A 26,081-nucleotide genomic window follows, 5' to 3' on the forward strand; every position below is an offset into this window, starting at 1 on the left:
GCGTCACCCTCACCCGTCCGGGTGATCCTTCCGGGCCCGCCCGGTCACCCGCGCGGACGCAACAGCCCGTTCTCGTACGCCCAGATGACGACGTGCACGCGGTCGGGCACGTCGAGCTTGGCGAGCACCGCCTTGACATGCGTCTTCACGGTGTTCGCCGACAGGAAGAGCCGACGCGCGATGTCGTCGTTCGAGGCGCCGGTGGCCAGCGCGCGCGCCACCTCCCGCTCCCGCGGGCTGAGCTGTGCCAGCACCTCGGCCGGATCGACCGTCGGTGGGTGCCCCGTCACGCACGAACCCCAGCAGCGCCGCCGTCGCGCGCGGCGACAGCACGGACCCCTCCTCGGCCACCGTGACCGCGGCGTCGGCGAGCGCCTGCGGTGTCGCATCCTTCGTGAGGAAGCCGCTCGCGCCCTCGCGGATCGCGGCGTACACGTACTCGTCGAGGTCGAACGTGGTGAGGATCAGCACGCGGAGGCGGGGACGGATGCGCAGGATCTCGCGCGTCGCGGCGATCCCGTCCATCCCGGGCATGCGGATGTCCATCAGGACCACGTCGACGGCGTGGGCGCGGACGTGCTCGACGGCGGCCTCGCCCGACGCGACGGCGACGACCTCCGCGATGCGCGCGTCCCGTTCGAGGGCCAGCGCGATCGCGGTGCGCAGCAGCTCCTGGTCGTCCACGAGCAACACCCGCACACTCATGCCGCGCTCCGCGTCACAGGGAGGTCGACCTGCACGCACCAGCCCGCGGGACTCCGGGGTCGTGCGGTGAGCGTGCCACCCGCCAGCCGCACGCGTTCGGCGATCCCGATCAGCCCGATGCCGCTGCCGAGGTCGGACTCGGCAGGACCAGTGCCGCCGTCGTCGGTCACCGTCGCCCGCAGCCGGCCGGGGAGCCAGCGGAGGCGCACGTCGATCACGACCGGGGCCGACGTGTGCCGCAGGGCGTTGGTGAGCGCCTCCCGCACGGCGTGATGCAGCGCGAGGGCGGCGTCGGCGCGCAGCGGACCCCGCTCGCCCGACTCCTCGAGCAGCGCCCGCACCGACGGAGTGCGCACGCTCTCCACGAGGGCCGCGAGGGAGTCGACCGTGGGCAGCGGTTCACGCGGCGCCTCCGGTGCCACGGTCGACCGCATGCTGCGCAGCGCCTCCCGGCCGGTGTCGACGACGATCGCGAGGGAGGCGTCGCTGCGGGCGGGATCGTCGTCGCGCGTCAGCCGAGCGACCTCCGCCTGGGCGATCATGACGGTCACGGCGTGGGCGACGACGTCGTGCAGGTCCCGGCTGATGCGGGCGCGCTCATCCGTGATCGCACGCGCGACGCGGGCCGTGGCGCGCTCCTCCGTCTGATCCCTGCGCACGCGGACGACGAGGCCGAGCGCCCAGGCGGCCGCGATCGCGCCGCAGAGGCCGACGAACGTGCCGAGCCGGAAGTCGCCGAGGTGCGGTTCGACCACCGCGATGAGGGCGGCGCCGCCGATGCCGCCCGCCAGCGCCAGCATCGGGAACGGCCGACGCGAGCGCGCGGCCACCTGGCCGACCACCAGCAGGTAGGCCGCGGCCGACGGCAGGAAGGCGGTGGGGACGGCGGCGGTCTGCGACAGGAGGACGAGGACGAGCATGACCGCGTCGGCGGCGGCGAGGGCGGCGAGGGGATGACGGATCGCGACGAAGGTCGCGGCATGCACGAGCAGGCAGAGGGTGACGACGATGGCGAACGCGAACGGCTCGGGGCGGAACGCCGGGTCCCCCAGCACGGCGAGGCTCGATGGCAGCAGCACGATTGCGGCGATCACGGCGACGAGGAGGTCCACGCGCACCCAGGCGCGCCCCGTCGACTCGACCGCCCTGGTGTCCGACCTCATCGTCCTCATGCTTCCATCCCGCGGGCTCGCGCGGCTCACCCGGACGGGTGAGTTCCGCGGCCTCCGCCGCCGTGCCCACCCGGTGTCGCGGCGGATGGGCGGAACCCGCGGAGGGCCGCGTCCAGCGCCCCGCGCATCGCGGTGCGCCTCCCCTCACCGTCGACGCCGCGGAGAGCGGCGTCGATTCCGGCGCCCTCGACCGCTCCCAGCGCCGCTCCCACCATCGGCGCGACGTCGGCGGCGCCCGCGTCGGTGCGCGCCGAGATCTCCCGGGTGAGCGCGCGCGCCAGCGCCAGGAGCTGAGTGGCGAGGGCGCGCGGGAACTCGCCGCGAGCCCCGAGGGCCGCGCGGATCGATGCCTGCCGAGCGAGCGCCTCGTCGGTGGTGGAGGCGTCGATGAGCACTCGCAGGGCCTCCTGCACGCGGTCGGCGGCGTGCGGTGAGGCACTGTCGTGGGCGGCGCCCAGGGCGAGCGCCGTGAAGTCGTGCACGTGGGCGAAGAGCACGTCCTCCTTCGCGGGGAAGTGCACGTAGAAGGTGCGCTCCGAGACGTTCGCGTGGCGCGCGATCTGGGCGACCGTCGTGGCGTCGTACCCCTGGGCGTGGAAGAGCTCGGACGCGCTGGCCAGCACGGCCTGTCTGGTCCGCCGGCGTCGGGCCTCGTGCCCGTTCTCGTGCGCCTCTCGCATGGGTCGAGCCTAGCGTCGCCCCGCCATAAGTTTGCAGATCTGCAATCTTTCGTCCATGCTGTGATCATGGATGCCGACCCCCGCCTGTACGTGGTCACCGGAGCGGACTCCGGCCTCGGCCGCGCCGTCGCCGACCGGCTCTCCGCTCAGGGCCGGGTGATCACGTGCGGCATCGGCGACACGGTCGACGTCCGTGCCGACCTGGCGACGCCCGAGGGCCGCGCGCGGCTGCGCATCGAGGTCGACGCGCGCAGCGGCGGCCGCGTGGACGGCGTCGTCGCGGCGGCCGGCATCGGCGCACCGCGGGTGGAGACCGTGGCCCTCAACTACTTCGGCGCCGTCGCCGTCCTGGAGGACCTGCGGCCGCTTCTCGCCCGGTCAGCCGCCCCCGCCGCCGCCGTCGTGTCCTCGTCGTCGACGCTGAACCGCGGGAGCGGGGCACTGGTGCGGGCGTGCCTGCGGGGCGATGAGGCGACCGCGCGGCGCGTGGCCGCAAGGCTCATCCGCACGCGCCGCGGCAGCCAGCTCTACCGCTCCAGCAAGATCGCTCTCAACCAGTGGATCCGGACCGCCTCCGTGCGGCCGGAGTGGGCGGGTCGCGGCATCGTCGTGAACGCGGTCGCACCGGGGATCATCGCCACGGAACTGGTGATGCGGAACTGGGAGCGCGAGCGGCGCCTGCTGGAGACGGCGCTGCCGCAGCCGCTGGGGGCACCGGGGCCGGTCGCATCCGTCGCCGCCCTGCTCGCCCATGCCGTGTCCGCCGAGAACCGCTTTCTGACCGGCCAGGTCATCTACTGTGACGGCGGGACCGATGCCCTGACGCGGGGCACCCGACCGCAGCGGATCTTCCTGCGCTACCGCCCCCGCGAGATCCGGACACTGCTGCGGGAGTCGCGCCGGCTCAGCGCGCCGCCGTCGCCGACCCGCCCGGACCCCGCTCGGGGGGCGGGCAGCTGAAAGGATGTGTCCATGATCGAGGTGGACGGTGTCACGGTGCGCACGGGCGACCTGACCCTCCTCCCGGCCGTCACGGTGTCCGCGCAGCGGGGCTCCGCGCTGGTGATCCGCGGGGCGAACGGCTCGGGCAAGTCGACGCTGCTGCGTGTGCTGGCGGGCACCCGCATGCCCTCGCACGGCCGTGTCCGCATCGGCGGAGAGCCGGTGGCGCCGCGTGATCCCGGGTTCCGCCGCCGCGTCGCCGCGATGATCGGCCTGCCGCCGACCGCGCCCGACCTCACGGTGTTCGAGCACGCCCTCCTGGTGGCGACGACGTGGACGGCCGATGCCGCCGGCGCCGCGGAGCAGGCGCGGCGCGTGCTCGCCGAGCTCGGGCTCACCCCCCTCGAGCAACGTTTCCCCCACGAGCTGTCGTCCGGTCAGACGCAGCTGTTCGGCATCGCGCTCGTGCTCGCGCGGCCGTTCGAGGTGCTGATCCTCGACGAGCCGGAGCAGCGCCTCGACCCTGAGCATCTGGAGACGATGATCGGCGTGCTGCGGGCGCGCCGCGCCGACGGTGCCGCCGTGGTCGTGTCGACGCACAGCCCCACGCTCGCGGAGGCGATCGCCGACCAGACGCTCTGGCTGGACGCGGCAGCGTGAGCACCCGCGTCACCGCGGCCGTGCGGGTCTGGCGTTCTCGGAGCGCCCGCACCCGTGCCGACCACGCGTACGCAGCGTACCTCGGGCTGCTGGTGGCGCTGGTGGCGGTCGTCCCCCTCGTCCGCGCAGCGTGGCTGGGTCTGACCGGTCCGCAGGCGACGCTCGCGCTCACCTCGGGCGAAGCGCCTGGCGCGACCGTCGCGATCGTCGCCGGGCTGTGGGGCGGGGCCCTGCTCTGTGGCCCGAAGAGGGGACCGGCACTGCGGGCACCGTTCCTGACGCATGCCCTCGCCTCCGCCGAGCTCGGCAGGACGGACGTGTTCCGTGGTCCGGTGCTGCGGGCCGGCGTCGTCGTCGCGACCCTGACCACCGCGTCGGCGGCGATGGTGGGCCTTGCCGTGGCCGCGAGCCATGGAACCGGGATGCTCGATGTCACCGTGTTCGTCGTGGCGGGCGCGCTGGTCGGCGTCATCGCGACGATCCTGTGGCTGATCGGCCAGGTGTTTCCTCGCGCGGCGTTGCCGGGTGCGGCGGCGGTCGTCGCCCTCGGCGCCGCGACCACGGTCACACCGGGTCTGCGGCCGTTCACGCCCTGGGGCTGGGCCGGGCTCGCGTTCCCCGCCGGCGACGCACTTTCCGCGCTCGCCGCGCTGGTCGCGCTGAGCGCGCTGGCCACCGCGCTGTCCACGACGGTGCCGATGCTGCTGGATCGGTTGGAGCTCACCGAGCTGCTCGCCCAGTCGCTGCGCTGGGACTCGGCGACCGTGCGGGCGACGGGGATGGACTTCGGGGCCGCGGCCGCGGTCTACCGGACTCCCCCGCGGTTCGGTCGACGGCTTCGTGCCGTGCGGCCGCACCGATGGTCCGCGGTCGTGGTGCTGCGCAGCGACGCGATCGGAGCCGTGCGCACGCCCGGTCGGCTCCTCCTCGGTGTGGTCGCCGTTGCCGGCGCCGGCGTGCTGGGCGCGTTCGCCGTGGGCGCGTCGGGGCAGCAGTGGGCCTGGGGTGCGGCGGCCGGCGTGCTCCTGTTCGCCGGGCTCGGTCCCCTCACCGACGGGATCCGGCACGCCGTGGCCGCGGCCGCCGATCTGCCGCTCTATGGGATGAGCGACGAACGACTCCTCGCCGGACACGCCCTCTTCCCGGTGTCCGTCTCGACCGCCGTGCTGCTCGTGGTGGCGGCCGTGTGCGCGGCCGCGACGGGGTCGACCGTCTGGCCACCGGTCCTCGGAGTGCTGCTCCTCGGACTGCTCGGGGTCCTCACGCGGCTGGCGACCGCACTCCAGGGGCCGCTTCCGCCCGCGCTGCTCGCGCCGATGCCGACGCCGATGGGCGACCTCGGCGGCGCCGTGCGCTTCGCCTGGGCGCTCCAGGGGGTGCTGCTCGCGGGGCTCGCGGGCGCCGCGACCGCGATGATCGCCGTCACGCCCGGTCTCGCACTGGGGACCGCGGTCGTCCTGATCGGGCTCTGCGTGCGCCGCTGGCGCCACCGGTACTAGGACCACCGGTGCGGGCCGTGCCGAGCGTGCCGAGACCCGGCCGCGGTCAGCTCAGGCGCTCCGTCAGGTGCACCGTGACACTGTCGCCGTCGGTCTTGCCGATGCGCCGGCGGACGGCGGCCGCGACGGGGAGCTTGTGCGTGCCGTCGCCGAGGGCCATGAACGCGCCGCGGAAGGGTTCGCCGTCGACCGTTCCCGCGACCTTCACGAGGCCGCGCGTTCCGAACACCGTCGCGGAGTCGGGCAGTTGCACGCACGTCCAGGTGTCGCCGTCGCGGACCTTGCCGAGCGTCGCGGTGAAGGTGATGTCGAGCGGAGTGCTGTTCGTCATGATCGCTCCCGTGCAGTTCAGAGGAAGAGCCCGACGATGGCGCCGGTGAGCACGAGCTTCACGACCCAGTCGAGCAGGTGGACACCGGCCGCGGGCACGGCCGTGTTCTCGTGGATCACGCCGCCCGAGAGCAGGGTGAGGGGAAGCACGGAGAGCGCGAGCCCGAGCAGCGCTCCGGCTCCGGCGCCGTGCCACCCCGCGGTCGCCATGAGCCCGGCGATCAGCCCGGCGGCGAGCAGGCTGCGGACGACGACCGTGAGCATCTGCACGGCGACGGGGAGCCCGGGGCGCGGGGTGCTGGTCCGTGCGATGAGCGTCGAGACCGCGGGGATGGCGTAGAGCGCGGCGCTGGCGAGGAACGAGGCCACCGTGGCGAGGGCGATGCCGAGGACGATCATGAGCGGCTCCTTTAGTACCGATTGGTACGAAACTACGCTCGGCATAGAGAACTGTCAAGTACTAAAGTGGGCGGTATGACCTCGCGCGCCTCCGGCCCCGGCCGCCCGCCCGGACTCACCGGCGACGCCCTCCTCGCCACCGCGCGCGACGTGTTCCTGGAGCACGGATATGCCGGGGCGTCCATGGAGGAGGTCGCCCGACGGGCCCGCATCTCCAAGGCCTCGCTCTACCGTGACCACTCCTCCAAGACCGAGCTGTACACCGCGGTCGTGCGGCAGTGGGCGGCCGCGGGCCGCGACGCGATGCGCCCGGCGCTCGAACGGCTCGCCGCCGACGACGATGTGCGCCGCGGCCTCACCGAGCTCGCGGAGACCATGCGCGCGGGGATCCTGAGCGAGCCCGTGCTGCGGATGCGACGCCTCGTGATCGCCGAGGCCCCGGCCCACCCCGAGGTCGCGCGGCTCTACCTCGAGGAGAGCTGGAACCGGAACATCCAGAACCTCGCCGACACGCTCGCGCAGCTCCCCGTCGACCGCGGGCTGCAGATCGACGATGCGCACGCCGCGGCCTCCGAGTTCACGTGGCTCGTGATCGGGCCCGCCCTGAACGCGCAACTGCTGGGGGTCGACGAGACGGGCGGCCCAGCGCCCCGCGCGGTGGACGCGTTCCTCGCCCGCTACGGACGGCCCTGACCCGCGCCTGCATTGTCCTCCGTCGGCGCGGATCTGGAAAGGCCCTCAGTTCGCCCCCGGGTGCGGGGCCACGCTGGCCGGGCTCTCCGCAGCCCCGAGAGCCACGTCACGACACGGACGAAGCGAGGTGATCAGCCCGACCCCGATTCACTGCGACACCCCATCGACGTTTCACATCGCTGAAAGGAAGAGGAAATGAGAGCAGTCGTCTACGAGGGTCCGCGCTCGGTCAACGTCACCGACGTACCGGACGCACGGATCGAACGTCCGACGGACGTACTCGTCCGGATCACCACCACGAACATCTGCGGGTCGGACCTGCACATGTACGAAGGCCGCACGAGCTTCGAGACCGGCCGATGGTTCGGTCACGAGAACCTGGGCCAGGTGATCGAGGTCGGCGACGGAGTCGACAAGGTGAGGGTGGGCGACTACGTCGCGATCCCCTTCAACGTCGCCTGCGGGCACTGCAAGAACTGCGAGCGCGGCTTCACCAACTACTGTCTGACCGCGCAGCCGGTGCCCGAATGGGCGGGTGCCGCGTACGGCTTCGCCGACATGGGTCCGTGGGCGGGCGGGCAGGCCGAACTCCTGCGCGTGCCGTGGGGGGACTTCAACTGCCTGCGACTGGGAGAGGATGCCGAGGAGAAGCAGAACGACTACGTGATGCTCGCCGACATCTTCCCCACCGGCTACCACGCCACCGAGCTCGCGCACGTGAAGCCCGGCGACCAGACGGTCATCTACGGAGCGGGGCCCGTCGGATTCATGGCGGCATACTCGGCGATCATCAAGGGCGCCGGCAAGGTCATGGTCGTCGACCGGCACCCCGACCGCCTGCGGAAGATCGAGGAGAACGGAGCGATCGCGATCGACGACTCGGCGGTGGATCCGGTCGAGGCGGTCACCGAGATGACGATGGGGCTCGGCGCGGACAACGGATGCGAGTGCGTCGGCTATCAGGCCCACGACCCCGGCGGCGCCGAGGATCCCACCCTCACGCTGAACCGGCTCGTGAAGTCGGTGCGGTTCACCGGTGAGATCGGCGTGGTCGGGGTGTTCATCCCGCAGGACCCCGGCGCCTCGGACGAGCTGGCGAAACAGGGCAAGCTCGCCTTCGACTTCGGGGAGTTCTGGTTCCGCGGCCAGAAGCTCGGCAGCGGCCAGTGCCCGGTGAAGAAGTACAACCGGGCGCTGCGCGACCTCATCGCCGGAGAGAAGGCGACGCCGTCACGGATCGTCAGCCACGACCTCTCCCTCGAAGAGGCCCCGGAGGCGTACGAGCACTTCGACAAGCGCGACGACGGCTGGACGAAGGTCGTCCTCCACCCCGACCAGGCACCGGACGCGGCGTGACGGACCGGGACTGAGTCGCAGCAGGAGTCGAACAGGAGGGTGAGGCGATGGCGACGAGCGGCGCACCGGAGCCCCGACCGCAGAAGGGCCGCAGCACGCGCGCGGAACCCGGACGCGCCGTGGCGTTCAGCGACGCGATCATCGCGATCGTCATCACCCTCCTCGTGCTCGACCTCCGACCACCCCGAGCGGAGCCGGGCGAGCTGCTGACCGCGCTGCTCGAGGAGTGGCCGACCTACCTGGCCTATGCGGCGTCATACGCCTACCTCGCCGTCATCTGGCTGAATCACAAGGCCGCCTTCACCCGCATCCGCGAGATGGACCGCGGTCTGCAGTGGGCGAACCTCGGCATCCTCGCAGCCCTGGCCCTGATCCCGTGGCCCACCGCGGTGATCGCCGAGACGGCGCGGACGGGCAACCTCACCGACGAGCGGATCGCGGTCGCGCTGTATGCCCTCATCGGAGCCCTGCTGTGCTCGGCCTGGCTCGTCTTCTTCTCGCATCTGGCGCGGCATCCCGACCTCACGAACGACGACGTGGAGGACTCGTACTTCGCGCACGAGCGACCGCGCGCGCTCATCGGCGTCGCCCTCTACCTCGCCGCCGGGCTGCTCGGAGTCCTCGTGCATCCGCTGGTCGCGTCCGTGATCTTCCTCGCCATCCCCGTGTTCTACGGCATCACCAGCCACGGGCACGACCGGGCGCCCCGGCCTTTCCCCCGGGAGAAGCAGGACGAGCGTTGACCCCAGGACGGGACGAGGGTGACGGTGGGCTGTGACCCCCGTCCTGGGCCACGCATCATCAGCGCGTGAACAAGAGGACACCGGCCAAGATCGCCGCAGTGACCCCGATCAACGCGGGCCATCCGCACCAACTCCCCTTCGGGGGCCTGCCGGTCGCCGGTGGCATGCCCAGCCGCGCTCGGATCGCGTCTGCCTTGGCCTCGAGCTCTTCCGAGCGATCCTGCAGGTGGAGGGGGGACCCCTCCGGCCATCGCATTCGATCGCGCGAGATGCTCTCGAGTTCGATGCGGATCTCCTCCAGCTCCCGCCGAAGCTCAACGGCCTCTTCGGGGTCGATCTCGTCGTGCCGGTCGTGAGTGTTCACCGTGTCGTCCATCTCGCATGAGCGATGCCCCGGGAGAAACGTGGGCTCTGACCCCTAGATCCTCGCCAGGATGTCCGCCTTCTTCGCCGCAAACTCCTCCTCCGTCAGCACGCCGGCGTCACGGAGCGCCGCGAGCTGCTGCAGCTGAGCGGTGAGATCCGGCGCAGCGGCCGCCGGCGCGGGAGCGGCGGACATCGGCGCCTGAACGACCACCGGTGCCGAGGCCTTCGCCTCCTGCTCCTGCATTGCGCCGAGGATCACCGAGCGGAACTGCGCCGCCTCGTCCCTGCTCACTCGGAAGGTGATCGTGTTCACCGCGGCACCCGCCGAGGTCTGCACGTCGACGGCGTAGTACTTCAGGCCGTCCTTGCGGCTCGTGACATTGGTGACGTGCTTGAGCAGAACCATGTCGTGCTCGTCCTTGCCGCCCTTCACCCCGGTCGCCAGCAGCGAGACGCCACCGGTGAGCACTCCGGCAGTGATCTTGCCGCCGGAAACCCCGCGCGGGCGCTCCCACTCGAGCCGGTCCGCCCACAGGCGCACCTTCGCGTTCCGGCCGTCAATGTGGCTCTCCAGCTCGATGATCGGCCGCGGCTCTGCGGCTACCGTCATCACAGTTTCAGCCGGGGCCACGGACGCAGCGGGTGACACCCCAGGGACCGCGGCGCGCGCCTTGTCCATGCCCGCCTGGGCCGCCTGCGAGGCGGCATCCTTCACCTTGTCGAACAGGCCCATGTCTTCTCCTTCGTGGGGTCTCTCTCAGCTGAGAGTAGCGGAGGCCATCCGCGTGCTCGCGTTCCGTCTGGGGTCGGGCAGCACCCGATATGCTCGCGATGACCCGGCAGTGCGCTGTCCTCCCGGGATCTGGGAGGAGAGCCCGATGATGACGAACGCTGAGGTGCGCCCTGAAGCTGCCGCCGAGACGGTGAAGTACGAGACCAGGAGCGTTCAGACGGTCCGCGGCACCGAGAAGCTCATGACCGCGAAGTGGGAGAAGGACGGCTGGGAGCTCGTCACCCAGAAGACCGGCAGGATCCGCACCGAGCTCGTCTTCCGCCGCCCCAAGCCGCCGTTTCCGTGGAAGCCGCTCGCGATCATCGGCGGCGCGCTGGTGGTCCTCGGCATCTTCATCGGGATCATGGTCGCGGTCACCGGCGATGACAAAGAGGGCAGCCCGGCACCGGCAGACACTCCCAGCTCCGAAGCCGTCGCGCCGCGAGACGAGCCGTCGACGGAGCCCGAGGAGCCCACCGTGACGGCTCCCGCCGAGGAGACTCCGCTGACGATCGAGAACAACGCCGACCTCGCGGCGCTGCTCACGGGTCCCCAGGACGGCCCGACCGTTGAGGCCTTCGCCGCGCAGTACGCGGGCCAGCTGATCGAGTTCGACGGCGCGATCGGGGCGATGAACCCGCATGAGGGCTTCACGACCCGCTACGACATCCTCATCGCGAACGGCGACTACAGCGAGACCCATTCGAACGGTGGTCCGAGTTTCCAGTTCCGCGACGTCAACATCACGAACGACCTGCACCTGACCGATGACGCGCCGGACACGATCGGCGTCGGCGACAACCTCCACGTCATCGCTCGCGTCGGCTCGATCGACGGTCAGCTCTTCCTTCTCGAGCCGGTACAGACCAGCGTGCGCTGAGCCGCCATCGCCCGGAATGGCGACCGGCGAACGACAGATCGATCCGCTCAGCACCGGCGCATTACCGGAACCGTCACCCCGGACAGGACGAAGGCCCCGCATCCAGAGGAGTCGGGGCCTTCGTGGTGGCGGTGACGGTGGGATTTGAACCCACGGTAGGGGGTTACCCTACACAACTTTTCGAGAGTTGCACCTTCGGCCGCTCGGACACGTCACCGCGGATCAGTTTACGACACACGGGGCGGCCGCGCGAATCGAGCGGTCACCAGGCCGCGGCGACCGCGGCGTGGGTGCGGAGGATGCCCTCGGTCGAGCCGGCGGGGGCGCGACCGATGCCGCACTCGGTGGCGACGCCGAACGCCGGCACGTACGGGGCCGCTGCGGCGATCCGTCGACGCGCGCCCTCCTCGCCGTCCTCCCGGTGCACGAGGCCGAGGTACAGCTCGTCCACGGGCTCGAGCTGTGCGAGCGGGGCGAAGTAGGCCGCGTCGTCGTGGGCGATCGGCACCGGGAGGTGCAGCCACGTGAGCGGTCGGGAGCTCGCGGCGGCCACGGCGTTCGCGTAGCGCACGAGGTTCCCGGCGTCGGACGGCTCGAAGAAGTGCTTCTCCCCCGCGTCGCCGTAGCAGAGGTGCACCCCCACCTCGACGTCGGCGGGCACCGCGTCGACGAGGGCGGCGAGGCGCGACACCAGCCCGTCGAACGGGTCGCCCGGCCACCACGCCTCCATGACCGCGCCGTAGCCCGACGCGCGTTCGATGATGCCCATCTCGCTGGCCACGTCCCACTGCACGGCGAGGTCGTGGTGCGGGATCCCGGCGAGGATCTCATCGAGCTCGCGCAGGATGGCCGCGGTGTACACCGGCTCGATCGCCGCGCGGTCGTCGCCGTGGAAGAACGAGGAGATCACGGCGAGCGGCGTGGGCAGCGACACCTGGAACCGGGTGCCCGGCGCCACGGCACCCTCCTCGCGGAGCCGGGTGAACAGGGCATACGACTCGAGAGCCGCCTCGGCATACCCGAGCGGGGGCAGCTCGATGCGCGCGGGGTCGACGCCCTCGGCGAGGCGGAGCCCCCGCGCGTCGATGCCGGCCGGGAAAGGGATGGGCTCGTCGCCGATCCGCTCGATGCCGTCGGCCCGGCCGATCACGTCGGGCTGGAACATGATCCAGTGGAACCGCTTGCCGACCTCGCCGTCGGGGAGGCGGCGCAGCCTGTCGCCCAGCAGCTCCGCCGCCGTGCGCATGGTGGTCTCGGCGTCGTCGTAGTTCACACTGCCCACGAGAAGGGCACCCTGGGGCTGCGTCATCGCCCCAGGATATCGGTGGGGTGCGGCGCGACCGCCCGCGCCTTTTGCCCGGTCGTGGCGCCCGGCACCTCCGCACCAGCCGGTTAGGATTGCCTAAGAACCCGCCGTCTTGGGGTGGCATCGACGGGAAGGACAGCAGCATGGCATTCATCACCTCGGAGGCTCTCGCCGACACCGGCTACGTCGTCCTCGACGACGACACGAGCCCCATCGATCCCGCCGAGTGGCGCGACCTGGAGTACGTCGGCTGGCGCTCGTCCGGCATCACCCGCTTCGCCCCGCTCACCAGCTACGCGGGCGACATCGACTGCAACGGCTTCTGGAACCGCACGCCTCCCCGCACCGACAAGGACGGCGTGTGGATCGACGCGCAGGTCGCGATCGCGCCGACGCTGCAGAGCCGGGCGCTGGAGCCGGGCGCGGGCATCGGCCGGTGCCGCGTGATCGAGCTGCAGCCCAACGACTACGCCGACGCGATCTACAACCTGCACCAGGACGACAACAACCGGCTCAACGAACCGGGCACGGGCTGGGTGGTGCGCGGCTACGTCAACCTCACCGACGACACGGAGTCGATGCTCATCCTCCGTTCCGACCGCTTCGACCCCGCGACCGAGGTGCGTCTGGCCCTGCACGCCGGCTCCCGCATCGTGATCGACACGCAGCAGTTCTGGCACGCCGTGTGGCACCGCGGCGCGGCCCCGCGGTACGCCCTCATCACGTCGTGGACCAGCGGCCCCGAGCTCGACGCCTACATCGCCGCGCACCACGGAGACCCGCACCCGCCCACCGTCGAGCTCGACCCGCGCCTGGTCGAGGCCGCGCAGGTGGAGATGCACCGCCGCATCGAGGAGCGCCGCCGCGCGTTCGAGGCGCAGGGCATCGTGATGGAGCCGCCCGTCGACATGAGCGTCTGACCTCGATGTCCCGCCGCGACGCCGGTCGCGCGACGCCTCAGAGCGTGCGACCGCCGTCGAGCCGCACCACCCGGTCCACCGTTCCCGCGGGGGGATCCACGTGCGAGATCAGCAGCACCGTCTGGGCGCCCGCGGCGTCGAGCAGGTCGCGCAGCAGGGCGTCCGAGGCGTCGGGGTCCACGCCAGCGGTCGGCTCGTCGAGCACCAGCACCGGGAACCCCCGGAGCAGCGCGCGGGCGAGGGCGATGCGCTGCGCCTGGCCGCCCGACACCAGCGCCCCGCGGTCGCCCACCCTGGCGTCGAGGCCCCCGCGCTCGCGCGCCCACGCCCCGAGCCCCACGCGGCCGAGCGCGTCGAGGAGCTCCGCGTCGGTCGCGGTGTCCCTGGCGAACAGGAGGTTCTGCCGCAGATCCTCGTCGAACAGCTGCGGGTGCTGCTCGCACAGGCCGATCGTGCGGCGCAGCGCCGGACCCGACAGTGCCGCGGCGTCGCGCCCGTCGATGCGGTACTCCCCTGTCACGCGGAGGAACCCGACCAGGGCGGCCGCGAGCGAGCTCTTGCCCGCACCGCTCGGACCGGTCACGAGCACGCGCTCCCCGGGCCGGAGGTCGAGGTCGACGCCGCGCAGTGCCGGAACCCCTCCGGGCCAGTGCGCCGCGACCCCGCGGAGCGTGACCCGCGGTGTGCCGTCGAACGCGACATCCTCCCCCGCGTCCGTCCGCAGCTCCGACGGCATGCGCTCCGGCAGCACGTCCACGATGCGCTCGGCGCTCGCCCGCACGCTGCGCCACGAGGCCGCGGCGATCGGCACGGCCCCGAACACCTCGAACACCACCATCGGCACGAGCACCGCGACCGCGAGCCACGGCGCATCGATCGCCCCGGTCGCGAGTCCCGGCGCGGCCGCCGCGAGCGCCCACACCGACGCAGCCCCCGCCACGAGCGACACGGTGCCCGCGGCGACGGCCTGGGCGACCGAGGCCCTGCTCACGACCCGGCGCAGGGCGGCGTCGGCCACCCGGATGCGCTCGCGCGCCTGGCCCTCCGCCGCGTAGGCGAGCAGCACGTCGAGACTGCCGAGGTAGTCGACCAGTGCCGCCGACACCTCGGCGCGACGGGCAGACACGGCCGACTCGGCCCGGGAGCCGAACACCCACCCGAGCCCGATCGCGGCGAGCGCGGCGACGACCAGGCACACGGCGAGGGTCAGCGCGGCCGCGGGCGACACGAAGGCGAGGAACCCCACAGCCCCCACGGCGACGAGCGCCGACACCGCGAGCGGCTGCACCACCCGCAACGGCAGGTTCTGCAGATTCTCCACGTCGTCGACGAGCGCCGTGAGCACCTGTCCCCGGTCGGTCGCGCCGAGCCCCGCGGGAGAGAGCGGGATGAGGCGGCGCACCAGGTCGGAGCGCGTCGAGGCCAGCTGCCGCAGCGCCGCATCGTGCCCGCTGAGCCGCTCGAGGTAGCGGGTCACGGCGCGGGTCACGGCGAAGAACCGCACCCCGACCACGGCCACCGACAGCGGCACGAGCGAGTCCACGATCGAGGCGCTCACGATCAGCCAGCCGCTCACCGCGAGCAGGCTCACGGCCGCGCCCGCCGACAGCACGCCCCAGATCAGGCCGGGCAGGAACCGCGCGACGGGCGGCTGCGCCAGGCGGAGCACCTCGCGCACCCGCCGGGCCCTGGTGGTCTCGCTCATGCGCTCACCCCCAGGGCGACCACGCGGTCGGCGATGTCGCGCGCCGACCGGCGGTGGGAGACCAGCACCACGGTCGCTCCGGCGTCCGCCCGCGCGCGCAGCGAGGACCACAGCCGCTCCTCCGTGGCGGGGTCGAGCGCGCTGGAGGGTTCGTCGAGCGCGAGTACGGCGTGCGGCATCCCCGCCTGGCGGTAGAGCGCCCGCGCCACCGCGACCCGCTGCGCCTGCCCGCCCGACAGTCCGCTGCCCTGCACGCCGAGCTCTCGCGCGGGGTCGATCCCCTCGGCGCAGGCGGCGTCGAGCGCCCTCCGCACCCGCTCGGCATCGGGCTCCGGGTCGCCGAGGGCGACGTTGTCCGCCACCGTGCCGCGGATGAGCCCGGGCGTCTGGCCCGCCCACGCCAGCCACTCCGACGACGCGAGGCCGCGGACGTCACGCCCGGACCACGTCGCCTCGCCCGCGAACGGCACCGCGCCCCGCAGGGCCGCCAGCAGACTCGACTTGCCCGCGCCGCTCGGCCCCTCGATGAGGGTGATGGTGCCGCGCTCGGCGGTGAACGACACGGGCGGCAGGTCGCGCACGCGCAGCTGCTCCACGACGAGGGCGCCGTCCGTGGGGGTTCGCGACTCCGGAGAACGGACGGCGGCTGCGCCGGGGACCGCGCCGGAGGCGCTCACCGCGGCAGGCGCTCCCGAGTCGTGTACGCCGGAGCCGTCGCCCCGCGCCTCGTCGAGCACCGCGAACACGTCCTCGGTTGCGGCGACCCCCTCCGCCGCCGCGTGGAACTGCACGCCCACCTGCCGGATGGGGAGGAAGGCCTCGGGCGCCAGCAGCAGCACGAACAGCCCGACCTCGAGCGTGAGCTCGCCCGACAGCAGCCGGAACCCCACCGCGACCGCGATGAGCGCCACCGCCAGCGACGACAGCAGCTCCATGGAGAAGCCCGACAGGAACGAGAACCGCAGCACCTTCATGGTCTCGCGACGGTAGTCGTCGGCGGTGGCCTCGATGCGGTCGGCCGCTCGGGCGTCGCGGCCGAACAGGCGCAGCGTCGACAGTCCCTGCACGGTGTCGGCGAACCGGGCGGCCAGTCGCTGCAGCGTCTGCCACTGCCGCTTCTGCACGGTGCGGGTGGCGATGCCGATCAGGATGAGGAATAGCGGGATGAGCGGCAGGGTGATGAGGGCCGTGAGCCCGCTCGGCCAGTCCTGCCACCACATGACCGCGACCAGCACGGGTGTCGCGATCGCCGTGAGCACCAGCTGCGGGATGTACCGGGCGAAGTAGGCGTCGAGCGCCTCCAGCCCGTGCCCCGCGGTCACCGCGAGCGCCGTCTGGTTCCGCTGCGCCAGCCACCCCGGCCCGAGGCGCCCGACGGCCGCCACGAGCGCGGAGCGCAGCTGCATGCCCGTGCGCGCGGCCGCCCGTGTGCCCGCGGCGTCGGATGCGGCGATCAGCACCCCGCGCACCAGGGCCGTCGCGAGCAGCGTGAGCAGCACCACGGTGACGTCTCGGCCGGCGATCGCTCCCGTGATGGCCTCGGTCAGCAGCCAGGCGAACGCGATCGTGACCGCGGTCTGGGCGACGCCGATCACCGCGGAGGCCGCGAGGTACCCACGGGCGGCGGCCGCGTAGCGCAGCAGTCTCGGGTCGACGGGGTTCATGCGGGGGCGATCATCGGGGGCGGGGCAGGGTCACGCGTGGGCCGGCGCCCCCTCGATCGAGCTGCGGGTGACGCGCTTGCGGAACACCCAGTATGTCCAGGTCTGGTACGCGATGACGAGCGGCAGCGCGATCAGCGCGGTCCAGGTCATGATCTGCAGCGTGTACGGGGTGCTCGACGCATTCGCGATCGTCAGGCTGAACGCCGGGTCGATGGTCGACGGCATGACGAACGGGAACAGCGCGGCGAACAGCATCACCACGGCCGTCAGCACCGTGACGATGCCCGCGGTGAAGGCCTGGCCGTCTCGGCCCCGCAGCGACAGCACGATCGCGGCGAGGAGCGACACCGCGGCGATGGCACCGGCACCCGCGACCAGCCACAGCAGCGGCGCCTCCCGCCCCGCGGCGAGGAAGTAGGTCCACAGCACCGTCGCGGCGGCGGCGATCACGGTGGGCACGGCCGCGCGGGCGGCGAGCTTCCGGGCATCGGCGTGCACCTGCCCGTCGGTCTTGAGCGCCACGAACAGCACGCCGTGCAGGAAGAACAGCAGCAGGGTGGTCACGCCGACCAGCAGCGCGTACGGGTTGAGCAGCGAGAAGAAGCCGCCGACGTAGATGTGGTTCTCGTCGATCGCGACGCCCTGCACGATGTTGCCGAAGGCGACGCCCCACAGCAGCGCGGGCACGACGGAGCCGATCACGATCATCCGGTCGAAGCCCTGCTTCCACTTCCTGCTCTCCCGCTGATGGCGGTACTCGAACGAGACGCCGCGCAGGATGAGCGCGAGCAGGATGAGCAGCAGCGGCAGGTAGAACCCGCTGAACAGGGTGGCGTACCACTCGGGGAACGACGCGAACAGCGAGGCGCCGGCGACGATGACCCACGTCTCGTTGAGGTCCCACACCGGGCCGATCGTGTTGATGACCTGCCGGCGGGAGACGTCGTCCTTGCCGAGGAACGGCAGCGACATGCCGACGCCGAAGTCGAATCCGTCGAGCACGAAGTACCCCACGAAGAGGAAGGCGACGATCCAGAACCAGAGCGTTGCGAGATCCATGATGCTCCTTCCTCTCAGTACACGACCGACGGCAGCTGAGCCGTCTCCTCATGGGGCTGTTCATCGGTGTCCGGCCCCTTCTGGGCGGCCTTCACGATCAACCGCACCTCGACCACCGCGAGGGCGGCGTAGATCGCGGTGAAGGCGATCAGCGAGATGAGCACCTCGACACCGCTGACACCGGGCGAGACGCCGTCTCGCGTGGACATCAGCCCGAACACGATCCACGGCTGCCGGCCCATCTCGGTGAACACCCAGCCCATGATGTTGGCGGCGAGCGCGAGCGGGAACGACCAGATCGCGACCTTCCACATCCACGGGGCGACCGGCTTCTTGGCGTTCTTGCGGGTGACCCAGAGGCCGGCGACCGCGACGAGGGCGGCGGCCATGCCGAGGCCGATCATCCAGCGGAACGACCAGTACGTGACCCACAGGATCGGGGCGAAGTCGGTCAGGCCCGTGGCGGCGTAGGTCTGGGCGTACTCGGCGTTGAGGTCGTTGATGCCGTGCACGCACGCGTCGAGCGTGTGCGTCGACAGCAGCGACAGCAGGTATGGGACGCGGATGGAGAACAGCTCGGAGCTGCCGTCCGGCGTGCCGAGCGTGAACAGGCTGAACGAGGCGTCCGGTCCGCACACGGTGTTGAACGTCGCCTCGGCGGCGGCCATCTTCATGGGTTGCGCGGCGTACATCGCCAGGCCCAGCTGGTCGCCGGTGAGCACCACGCCCGCGGTGGAGAAGATCATGGCCCACAGCCCGAACTTGAGCGAGACGCGCATGGTGTCGAAGTGCTGGCCCCGCGCCAGGTGCCAGGCCGAGACCGAGATGACGACACCGGCGGCGAACATGAGCGCGCCGAAGATGGTGTGCGGGAAGGCGGCGAGCGCCACGGGGTTGGTCAGCAACGCCCAGAAGTCGGTGAGCTCGGCACGGTTGGTCGCCTCGTTGAACGTGTAGCCGACCGGGTTCTGCATGAACGCGTTCGCCGCGATGATGAAGTACGCCGACAGGATGCTGCCGATCGAGACGCACCAGATGGTCGCGAGGTGCAGCTTCTGCGGCAGCTTGTCCCAGCCGAAGATCCACAGGCCGATGAAGGTCGCCTCGAAGAAGAAGGCGAGGAGACCCTCGAAGGCCAGCGGGGCTCCGAACACGTCGCCGACGAAGCGGGAGTAGTCCGACCAGTTCATGCCGAACTGGAACTCCTGCACGATGCCGGTGACCACGCCCATGGCGAAGTTGATCAGGAAGATCTTGCCGAAGAAGCGGGTGAGGTGGAGATACTGCACCTTGCCGGTGCGCACCCACGCCGTCTGGAAGATCGCGGCCACCAGGGCCATGCCGATCGTCAGCGGCACGAAGAGGTAGTGGTAGACGGTCGTCAGCCCGAACTGCCATCGGGACAGGACGAGCGGATCAAGCCATTCCATGCGCGACTCCTCTTCTGTCGGACTGCTGCGTCGTGGTGTCGCGCAGCTGCACCGTGCACTCCGATGGGCTCTGAGCGTCGCGCACGCACGCGGCGACGAGCGGTCCCCCGGCCTCGGTCAGCACGCTCTGCATGAGGCCCAGGTGCACCTGGCACAGGAGCGGGCGGTCTTCGGGACGGCCGGCGGCGTGCGGGCACGGGCTCAGGTCGACCGTCAGCACCCGGTCGTCGACGACCGGTTCGAAGCCGCTCTCCTCCAGGTGCTCGACCAGGGCGTCGAGCTGGTGCACGGCGTCACGGCCGAGGGCGCTCGGGGCCGCGGAGGGCACCACGCTGCGCAGCAGGTCGCCGCGACGGGCCGCCGCCTTGGCCTTGTCCCTGGCGACCGGGCTCGATGCGTCGGACGCACCGGTCGCGGCGCGGTAGAGCGTGCGCGGGCGGCCGCGGGTGGTGCGGTGCTCCACCTCGGGGATCACGTAGCCGCCCTCGATGAGGCGCTGCAGATGCTCGCGGACGGTGTTGGCGTGCAGGCCGGTGGCCGCGCACAGTTCGCCGATCGTGAGGTGCCGGGACGCACCGGTCACCCCCGCCTCGAAGAGCAGGTGCAGGATGCGCACCCGGGAGTAGCTCGAGATCGGTCCGCAGACGGACCCGCCGTTGGACATGTCTCCATTATTCTGGCGATCCACACCCCTGTTGGGGCACCGGGCCGTGAATAATCACCCGGGCGATAGGGATGTCTGATCCCGCCGATAGCCTGGGGGCATGGCCACCCGGAAACCCGCTCCCCCTGCGTACGTGTGCACGGAGTGCGGGTGGACGACGGCGAAATGGGTCGGCCGCTGCGGCGAGTGCCAGCAGTGGGGAACCGTGCAGGAGCAGGCCGCCCAGACCGGCATCCTCCGACGCGTGAACGCCCTCGCACCCACCGCCGATCGCGCCGCCCGACCGATCACGCAGATCACGACACAGGACGCACCCCGGCGCACGAGCGGGGTCGGCGAGTTCGACCGCGTGCTGGGCGGCGGCATCGTGCCCGGCGCCGCCATCCTGCTCAGCGGCGAGCCGGGCGTCGGCAAGTCCACGCTGCTGCTCGAGGTCGCCGCGCAGGCGGCACGTGCCGGGCGGCGGGTGCTGTACGCGAGCGCCGAGGAGTCCCCCGCTCAGGTGCGGCTGCGCGCCGAGCGCACCGGTGCGCTGCACGACGAGCTGTACCTGGCGAGCGAGACCGACCTCGCCACGATCCTCGGTCACATCGACGAGGTGCAGCCGCAGCTCGTGATCGTCGACTCCGTGCAGACGGTGTCGTCGTCGCTCACCGACGGCGCGGCGGGACAGCCCAGCCAGGTGCGCGAGGTCGCCGCGACCCTCATCCGCGTCGCCAAGGAGCGGGACCTGCCGATCATCATCGTCGGTCACGTCACGAAAGACGGGCAGGTCGCCGGCCCCCGCGTGCTGGAGCACCTGGTCGACGTGGTGTGCCACTTCGAGGGCGACCGGCAGACGTCGCTGCGCTTCATCCGCGCGCTCAAGAACCGCTTCGGGCCGACCGACGAGGTGGGGTGCTTCGAGATGACCGGCGACGGCATCGCCGAGGTGCCGGATCCGTCCGGGCTCTTCCTGTCTCAGGGGGCGTCCGAGCCCGGCACGTGCGTCGCGATCTCGCTGGAGGGCCGCCGCGCGCTGCCGGTGGAGGTGCAGGCGCTCACGGTGCCCAGCAACGCCCCGAACCCCCGGCGCATCGTGCACGGCCTCGACGCGTCGCGCGTCGCGATGGTGCTGGCCATCCTGGAGCGCCGGGCCGGGGTGCCCACGGGCAGCCTCGACGTCTACGTCTCCACGGTGGGCGGCGTGCGGTTCACCGAGCCCGCGGCCGACCTCGCGATCGCGATCGCGGTGGCGGGGTCCATCCAGATGATCTCGGTGCCGCGCACGGTCGCCGCGGTGGGCGAGCTCAGCCTGGCGGGCGAGGTGCGGCCGGTCACGCAGGCCGCGCAGCGCCGGACGGAGGCGGCGCGACTGGGCTACGAACAGGTGGTCGACGACCGGTCGAAGACGCTGCGCGCCGCCCTGGGCGACATCCGCTCGCGGAACGCGGCCCGGCGTCCCGACCGCGACATCCCGCCGTTCTGAGCCGCGGCGCCGCGATCAGGCGTCGAGCGCCTTGAGCAGCTCGACCGGATCCGCCTGCATGGGATGGGGACCGGCGATGTCGAGGAACACGGTCGTGATGGGGTGGGCGGAGAGGAATCGCCGCAGCCAGGCCGCGTCGTAGATGCCCACACCGGGCGGCAGGTTGGCCGGCTTGTTCTTCGCGTCGCTGAAGAGCAGCAACGCCAGGTCGCCCGTGTTCGGGTCGCGGTACGTCCACACCTCGCCGCCGTCGAGCGGGTTGTCGCGCGCACCGGGCTTGATGAGCGGGACGACGGTCGTGCCGTGCCGCAGGGCCAGGGCGACCGCAGCCACGTCCTGCTTCTCCAGGGCCACCGCCAGCGCCTCGGACCGGAAGTCCTCGGGTGCGGGCTTCTTCTTGCCGGACTTCGCCTTCTTCGCAGCCATGTCTCCAGCTTAGGCATCGACACGACGAGCGCGGCTCCACGGCGACCTCCGGCCGGCGCGGGAAAAAGATTGGGGCCCTCTCGAGTCCTCCATTGGGGACTGGGGTACTCGAGAGGGCCCTCGGACTCTCGAGCGGCGGTGTCGAAGCGCTGGGGACGCTGTAGTTCGACGCCACTGGGGATGGCTTATGCCGCATAGGCGGAGAGTCATGTCTATGGTATCCCAAAGAACGACTCGTGTCAGCACAAGAGGCCCTCCGACGCGAAGGTCGCCGCAATTCGGATCGGTTGCCGCAGCAGACGAAGCAATCCGAAGCCGCACGGCCGGATCGCCCGCAAAGCCGTAGCGTGCGATCAGTAGAGCAGGAACTGCGCCGTCGTGGCGCTGGGGAAGCCGCCGATCGACACGGCCACATGGTACGACGCGCCGCCACCGGGCGCCCGCTGCCGGTTCTCCTGCGCGCACGTCTCCACGCTCGACCGGGTGCGGTCCCACACCACGGGCTCCTTGCTCACCACGGTCGATCCGGCGGTGAGCGTCGCGATCATGCTGCTCGGGTTCTCCTGGCAGTCCGTCGACCGCCACCACACGTCCGCGCCGCTCGACACCGTGAACACCTGGGTGCTCGACCCCACGTCGATCGTGCAGTCCGTGGTGCCCTTGTTCGTCAGCGAGATCGACAGGCGCGGGGTGACGCCCGCCGCGTAGGTGTCGGCGTCGGTGACAGCCGTGACCTCGATGTTCTTCGCCTGGCAGGCCACGACAGCGGGCGTCTCGGAGGCGCTCGGAGTGGGCGCCGGGCTCGCGGAACCCGTGGGCGGCGGCGGCGTCTCGGTCGTCGAGGAGGACGTCGGCGCCGGGGTCGCATCGGTCGCGGCGGCCCAGGGGCGCGCGACCAGCAGCCACACCGACACCCCGATCACCGCGAGGACCAGGATCAGCCCGAGCAGCACCACCAGACGCCGACGACGGTAGACGGCGGCGGAACGACGGGGCATGGTTCCAGGTTAAGCGATCGAGCCCCGCGATCCTGGGAGGCGTCGTGCGCCCGTCGGGCCTCAGAGCACCTTGAGCATCCGGGTGTTGCCGAGCGTGTTCGGCTTGACGTGCGCCAGGTCGAGGAACTCCTCGACACCCGCGTCTCCACTGCGCAGCAGCTGCGAGTACACGTCGGGATCGACGACCTGCTCGCCGATGGGGGTGAAGCCGCGGCGGCCGAAGAAATCCACCTCGAACGTGAGGCAGAACAGGCGCGTCAGTCCGAGTGCGCGCGCGTTCTCCTCCAGGCGCTCGACGATCGCGCGACCGATGCCGTGGTGCAGCCAGTCGTCGCGCACGAGCAGGGTGCGCACCTCGCCGAGGTCCTCCCAGATGACGTGCAGGGCGCCGCAGCCGATCAGCTCGCCGTCGGCCTCCGCCACCACGAACTCCTGCACCGCGCCGTACAGCACCGCCAGGTCTTTGCCGAGCAGGATGCGCTGCTCCACGAGCGGCTGGAGCAGGTTGCGGATGCTGACGATATCGGCGCTGCGGGCGGGCCGGACGATGTAGTCGCTCACCCGACCAGCCTAGAACCGCACCCTCCGTGCGCCTCCCAGACACGAGGAAGGGGCGGATGCCGCAGCATCCGCCCCTTCACGTCCGGGCTCACGACCCGGGTGGGATCAGTCGTTGCCGGTGATCGCCAGGTCGGGCGTGCCGGCGATCGCGCCGCCGCCGGTGTTGACACCGACCGCAACCTTCTCGCCGCGCGGACCGTGCTCGAACAGGAACTCCCCGTCCTTCGCGTCGACCTTCACGTGATCGCCCGAGTCGAGCTCGCCGTGCAGGATCTTCTCCGACAGACGGTCCTCGATCTCGTGCTGCATCGCGCGACGCAGCGGCCGGGCGCCCAGAGCCGGGTCGAAGCCGATCTCGATCAGACGCTCCTTGGCGGCCTGCGACAGCTCGATCGTCATGTCGCGGTCGAGCAGACGCTCGCCGAGGCGCTTCGTGAACAGATCCACGATCTGCACCAGCTCGTCCTTGCTCAGCTGCGGGAAGACGATGATGTCGTCGACACGGTTGAGGAACTCGGGCTTGAAGTGCCGCTTGAGCTCTTCGTTGACCTTGCCCTTCATCCGCTCGTAGCTGGTGGCGTTGTTGCCCTCGATCTGGAAGCCCACGGGACCGCCGGCGATGTCGCGTGCACCGAGGTTGGTGGTCATGATGATGACCGTGTTCTTGAAGTCCACGATCCGACCCTGACCGTCGGTGAGGCGACCCTCTTCAAGGATCTGCAGCAGCGAGTTGAAGATGTCGGGGTGGGCCTTCTCGATCTCGTCGAACAGCACCACGCTGAACGGCTTGCGCCGCACCTTCTCGGTGAGCTGACCGCCCTCTTCGAAGCCGACGAACCCGGGAGGGGCACCGAACAGCCGCGAGACGGTGTGCTTCTCGCCGAACTCGCTCATGTCGAGCGAGATGAGCGCGGCCTCGTCGTCGAACAGGAACTCCGCGAGCGCCTTGGCCAGCTCCGTCTTTCCGACGCCCGTGGGGCCGGCGAAGATGAACGAACCGGAGGGGCGCTTCGGGTCCTTGAGGCCCGCACGCTGACGACGGATGGTCTTGGAGAGGGCCGCGATGGCCTCCTCCTGACCGATGACGCGCTGGTGCAGCGCCTTCTCCATGAAGACGAGTCGGCTGGACTCCTCCTCGGTCAGCTTGAACACGGGGATGCCCGTGGCCTGCGCGAGCACCTCGGCGATCAGGCCCTCGTCGACGACCGCCTGGGTCGCGACGTCGCCCGCACGCCACTGCTTCTCGAGGCGCAGCCGCTCGGCGAGCAGGCTCTTCTCCTCGTCGCGCAGCGACGCGGCCTTCTCGAAGTCCTGCTCCTCGGAGGCGAGCTCCTTCTGCTCGCGCACGGCGGCGATCTTCTCGTCGAACTCCCGCAGCTCGGGCGGGCTCGACAGGATCGACAGACGCAGGCGCGCGCCGGCCTCGTCGATCAGGTCGATCGCCTTGTCGGGAAGGAACCGGTCGGAGACGTAGCGGTCGGCGAGGTTCGCCGCGGCCACGATCGCGCCGTCGGTGATCTGCACCTTGTGGTGCGCCTCGTAGCGGTCGCGCAGCCCCTTGAGGATGTTGATCGCGTGCGGCAGCGTCGGCTCGTTCACCTGCACCGGCTGGAAGCGGCGCTCGAGAGCGGCGTCCTTCTCGAAGTGCTTGCGGTACTCGTCGAGCGTGGTGGCGCCGATCGTCTGGAGCTCACCGCGGGCGAGCAGCGGCTTGAGGATGCTGGCCGCGTCGATCGCGCCCTCGGCGGCACCCGCACCCACGAGGGTGTGGATCTCGTCGATGAAGACGATGATGTCGCCGCGCGTGCGGATCTCCTTGGTGACCTTCTTCAGGCGCTCCTCGAAGTCGCCGCGGTAGCGGGAACCGGCGATGAGCGAGCCGAGGTCGAGCGAGTAGAGCTGCTTGTCCTTCAGCGTCTCGGGCACATCGCCCTTGACGATCGCCTGCGCCAGGCCCTCGACGACGGCGGTCTTGCCGACGCCGGGCTCACCGATCAGGACGGGGTTGTTCTTGGAGCGGCGGGAGAGGATCTGCATGACCCGCTCCGCCTCCTTCTCGCGCCCGATCACCGGGTCGAGCTTGTTGTCGCGCGCGGCCTGGGTGAGGTTGCGACCGAACTGGTCGAGCACCGCGGAGCCACCCTGGGCGCCGGCGGGCGAGTCGTTGGTCTGCGCGCCGACCGACGCGGGCTCGCGGCCCGGAGCGCCGGACAGCAGCTGGATGACCTGCTGGCGCACCTTGTTGAGGTCGGCGCCGAGCTTGACCAGCACCTGGGCGGCCACGCCCTCGCCCTCACGGATGAGGCCGAGGAGGATGTGCTCGGTGCCGATGTAGTTGTGGCCGAGCTGCAGGGCCTCGCGGAGGCTGAGCTCGAGCACCTTCTTGGCGCGCGGCGTGAACGGGATGTGGCCGGTCGGCTGCTGCTGACCCTGGCCGATGATGTCCTGCACCTGCTCGCGCACGGCGTCGAGGGAGATGCCGAGCGACTCCAGCGCCTTGGCTGCGACGCCCTCGCCCTCGTGGATGAGGCCGAGCAGGATGTGCTCGGTGCCGATGTAGTTGTGGTTGAGCATCTTCGCCTCTTCTTGGGCGAGGACGACCACTCGACGGGCTCGGTCCGTGAATCTCTCGAACATGTTGACTCCTTATTCGCACGGGGCGAAGACGCATGAAGCGCTTGTA

Annotated in this window: 26 protein-coding genes, 1 tRNA gene and 1 pseudogene; 9 read left to right on the top strand and 19 right to left on the bottom strand. The window is 71.3% G+C overall.

Annotated features, from left to right (window positions below; genetic code table 11):
• Positions 1-44: 44 nt before the first annotated feature.
• The 4 genes and pseudogenes from ACFWCH_RS02055 to ACFWCH_RS02070 form a co-directional block, all read right to left on the bottom strand.
• Positions 45-389, bottom strand: a complete 345-nt coding sequence (locus ACFWCH_RS02055; protein WP_378803835.1) for a response regulator transcription factor — start codon at positions 387-389, stop codon at positions 45-47.
• A 31-nt stretch (positions 390-420) separates the two neighbouring features.
• Positions 421-705, bottom strand: a pseudogene (locus tag ACFWCH_RS02060) (response regulator transcription factor); the annotation flags it as partial.
• Positions 702-1,868 (bottom strand): sensor histidine kinase, encoded by a 1,167-nt coding sequence (locus ACFWCH_RS02065; RefSeq protein ID WP_378802799.1) that lies wholly within the window; start codon positions 1,866-1,868, stop codon positions 702-704. The pseudogene ACFWCH_RS02060 and the gene ACFWCH_RS02065, both read right to left, overlap by 4 nt.
• Positions 1,869-1,903: 35 nt before the next feature.
• Positions 1,904-2,557, bottom strand: a complete 654-nt coding sequence (locus ACFWCH_RS02070) for a TetR/AcrR family transcriptional regulator (RefSeq protein ID WP_378802800.1) — start codon at positions 2,555-2,557, stop codon at positions 1,904-1,906.
• A gap of 66 nt (positions 2,558-2,623) precedes the next feature.
• Between ACFWCH_RS02070 and ACFWCH_RS02075 the strand changes: the two genes are divergently transcribed.
• Genes ACFWCH_RS02075 through ACFWCH_RS02085 form a run of 3 tightly spaced genes read left to right on the top strand, consistent with a single transcriptional unit; the run spans position 2,624 to position 5,658 of the window.
• Positions 2,624-3,517, top strand: coding sequence for an SDR family oxidoreductase (locus ACFWCH_RS02075; RefSeq protein ID WP_378802801.1), 894 nt, complete (start codon positions 2,624-2,626; stop codon positions 3,515-3,517).
• Between the two features lie 12 nt (positions 3,518-3,529).
• Entirely contained in the window at positions 3,530-4,159 is a 630-nt protein-coding gene (locus tag ACFWCH_RS02080; protein ID WP_378802802.1) for an ATP-binding cassette domain-containing protein, read from the top strand.
• Positions 4,156-5,658, top strand: a complete 1,503-nt coding sequence (locus tag ACFWCH_RS02085) for a hypothetical protein (RefSeq protein ID WP_378802803.1) — start codon at positions 4,156-4,158, stop codon at positions 5,656-5,658. Before ACFWCH_RS02080 ends, ACFWCH_RS02085 begins: the two co-directional genes overlap by 4 nt.
• A 46-nt stretch (positions 5,659-5,704) precedes the next feature.
• On the opposite strand, the gene ACFWCH_RS02090 is transcribed toward ACFWCH_RS02085, so the two are convergent.
• Positions 5,705-5,989, bottom strand: a complete 285-nt coding sequence (locus tag ACFWCH_RS02090) for a DUF1905 domain-containing protein (protein ID WP_378802804.1) — start codon at positions 5,987-5,989, stop codon at positions 5,705-5,707.
• A gap of 17 nt (positions 5,990-6,006) precedes the next feature.
• The gene (locus tag ACFWCH_RS02095; protein ID WP_136034719.1) at positions 6,007-6,387 is read right to left on the bottom strand and encodes a DUF1761 family protein; all 381 of its coding nucleotides are present in this window, start codon (positions 6,385-6,387) and stop codon (positions 6,007-6,009) included.
• A 75-nt stretch (positions 6,388-6,462) separates the two neighbouring features.
• Between ACFWCH_RS02095 and ACFWCH_RS02100 the strand changes: the two genes are divergently transcribed.
• The 3 genes from ACFWCH_RS02100 to ACFWCH_RS02110 all read left to right on the top strand — a co-directional run bounded on the left by ACFWCH_RS02100 (position 6,463) and on the right by ACFWCH_RS02110 (position 9,179).
• On the top strand, positions 6,463-7,080 hold the full coding sequence (locus ACFWCH_RS02100) for a TetR/AcrR family transcriptional regulator (RefSeq protein WP_136034717.1): 618 nt from the start codon (positions 6,463-6,465) through the stop codon (positions 7,078-7,080).
• Positions 7,081-7,275: 195 nt separating this feature from the next.
• Positions 7,276-8,436 (top strand): glutathione-independent formaldehyde dehydrogenase, encoded by a 1,161-nt coding sequence (locus tag ACFWCH_RS02105; RefSeq protein ID WP_378802805.1) that lies wholly within the window; start codon positions 7,276-7,278, stop codon positions 8,434-8,436.
• Between the two features lie 47 nt (positions 8,437-8,483).
• Positions 8,484-9,179 (top strand): TMEM175 family protein, encoded by a 696-nt coding sequence (locus ACFWCH_RS02110; protein WP_378802806.1) that lies wholly within the window; start codon positions 8,484-8,486, stop codon positions 9,177-9,179.
• Positions 9,180-9,237: 58 nt separating this feature from the next.
• On the opposite strand, the gene ACFWCH_RS02115 is transcribed toward ACFWCH_RS02110, so the two are convergent.
• Both ACFWCH_RS02115 and ACFWCH_RS02120 read right to left on the bottom strand, forming a co-directional pair.
• Positions 9,238-9,555: a hypothetical protein gene (locus ACFWCH_RS02115; RefSeq protein ID WP_378802808.1), complete on the bottom strand. Its 318-nt coding sequence runs from the start codon at positions 9,553-9,555 to the stop codon at positions 9,238-9,240.
• A 42-nt stretch (positions 9,556-9,597) separates the two neighbouring features.
• On the bottom strand, positions 9,598-10,278 hold the full coding sequence (locus ACFWCH_RS02120; protein WP_206252715.1) for an SHOCT domain-containing protein: 681 nt from the start codon (positions 10,276-10,278) through the stop codon (positions 9,598-9,600).
• 145 nt (positions 10,279-10,423) lie between these two features.
• Between ACFWCH_RS02120 and ACFWCH_RS02125 the strand changes: the two genes are divergently transcribed.
• Positions 10,424-11,197 carry a DUF4839 domain-containing protein gene (locus ACFWCH_RS02125; protein WP_378802809.1) on the top strand — a complete coding sequence of 258 codons (774 nt, stop codon included), beginning with the start codon at positions 10,424-10,426 and terminating at the stop codon, positions 11,195-11,197.
• 126 nt (positions 11,198-11,323) lie between these two features.
• Here the strand turns inward: ACFWCH_RS02125 and ACFWCH_RS02130 are convergent.
• Positions 11,324-11,414, bottom strand: a tRNA-Ser gene (locus ACFWCH_RS02130).
• Positions 11,415-11,459: 45 nt separating this feature from the next.
• Positions 11,460-12,506: a hypothetical protein gene (locus tag ACFWCH_RS02135; protein ID WP_136044461.1), complete on the bottom strand. Its 1,047-nt coding sequence runs from the start codon at positions 12,504-12,506 to the stop codon at positions 11,460-11,462.
• A gap of 140 nt (positions 12,507-12,646) precedes the next feature.
• Between ACFWCH_RS02135 and ACFWCH_RS02140 the strand changes: the two genes are divergently transcribed.
• Positions 12,647-13,423, top strand: a complete 777-nt coding sequence (locus tag ACFWCH_RS02140; protein ID WP_378802810.1) for a hypothetical protein — start codon at positions 12,647-12,649, stop codon at positions 13,421-13,423.
• A 37-nt stretch (positions 13,424-13,460) separates the two neighbouring features.
• Here the strand turns inward: ACFWCH_RS02140 and cydC are convergent, their stop codons facing one another.
• The 5 genes from cydC to ACFWCH_RS02165 are packed head-to-tail and all read right to left on the bottom strand — an operon-like array spanning position 13,461 to position 19,945.
• Positions 13,461-15,128 (bottom strand): thiol reductant ABC exporter subunit CydC, encoded by a 1,668-nt coding sequence (gene cydC / locus ACFWCH_RS02145; protein ID WP_378802811.1) that lies wholly within the window; start codon positions 15,126-15,128, stop codon positions 13,461-13,463.
• A complete protein-coding gene (cydD, locus tag ACFWCH_RS02150) occupies positions 15,125-16,792 on the bottom strand; it encodes a thiol reductant ABC exporter subunit CydD (protein ID WP_378802812.1) in 1,668 nt (555 codons plus the stop codon). The genes cydC and cydD overlap by 4 nt, the downstream gene beginning before the upstream one ends.
• 30 nt (positions 16,793-16,822) lie before the next feature.
• Entirely contained in the window at positions 16,823-17,851 is a 1,029-nt protein-coding gene (gene cydB / locus ACFWCH_RS02155) for a cytochrome d ubiquinol oxidase subunit II (RefSeq protein WP_378802813.1), read from the bottom strand.
• Between the two features lie 14 nt (positions 17,852-17,865).
• The gene (locus ACFWCH_RS02160) at positions 17,866-19,281 is read right to left on the bottom strand and encodes a cytochrome ubiquinol oxidase subunit I (RefSeq protein ID WP_136034689.1); all 1,416 of its coding nucleotides are present in this window, start codon (positions 19,279-19,281) and stop codon (positions 17,866-17,868) included.
• A complete protein-coding gene (locus tag ACFWCH_RS02165) occupies positions 19,268-19,945 on the bottom strand; it encodes an ArsR family transcriptional regulator (protein WP_136034687.1) in 678 nt (225 codons plus the stop codon). The genes ACFWCH_RS02160 and ACFWCH_RS02165 overlap by 14 nt, the downstream gene beginning before the upstream one ends.
• Before the next feature lie 100 nt (positions 19,946-20,045).
• On the opposite strand from ACFWCH_RS02165, the gene radA reads away from it, so the two are divergent.
• Positions 20,046-21,413: a DNA repair protein RadA gene (gene radA, locus ACFWCH_RS02170; RefSeq protein ID WP_136034686.1), complete on the top strand. Its 1,368-nt coding sequence runs from the start codon at positions 20,046-20,048 to the stop codon at positions 21,411-21,413.
• Positions 21,414-21,428: 15 nt separating this feature from the next.
• On the opposite strand, the gene ACFWCH_RS02175 is transcribed toward radA, so the two are convergent.
• From ACFWCH_RS02175 to ACFWCH_RS02190, 4 genes are all read right to left on the bottom strand, one after another.
• Positions 21,429-21,839: a dehydrogenase gene (locus ACFWCH_RS02175; protein WP_136034683.1), complete on the bottom strand. Its 411-nt coding sequence runs from the start codon at positions 21,837-21,839 to the stop codon at positions 21,429-21,431.
• Positions 21,840-22,192: 353 nt separating this feature from the next.
• A complete protein-coding gene (locus ACFWCH_RS02180; RefSeq protein ID WP_378802814.1) occupies positions 22,193-22,837 on the bottom strand; it encodes a hypothetical protein in 645 nt (214 codons plus the stop codon).
• 60 nt (positions 22,838-22,897) lie between these two features.
• Positions 22,898-23,398, bottom strand: coding sequence for an amino-acid N-acetyltransferase (locus tag ACFWCH_RS02185; protein WP_136034679.1), 501 nt, complete (start codon positions 23,396-23,398; stop codon positions 22,898-22,900).
• Between the two features lie 105 nt (positions 23,399-23,503).
• Complete coding sequence (locus ACFWCH_RS02190) at positions 23,504-26,035, bottom strand: ATP-dependent Clp protease ATP-binding subunit (RefSeq protein ID WP_136034677.1); 2,532 nt, start codon at positions 26,033-26,035, stop codon at positions 23,504-23,506.
• Positions 26,036-26,081: the final 46 nt, after the last annotated feature.

Origin of the sequence: Microbacterium sp. NPDC060132, from assembly GCF_042729675.1 — a bacterium.
GTDB lineage: Bacteria > Actinomycetota > Actinomycetes > Actinomycetales > Microbacteriaceae > Microbacterium > Microbacterium sufflavum.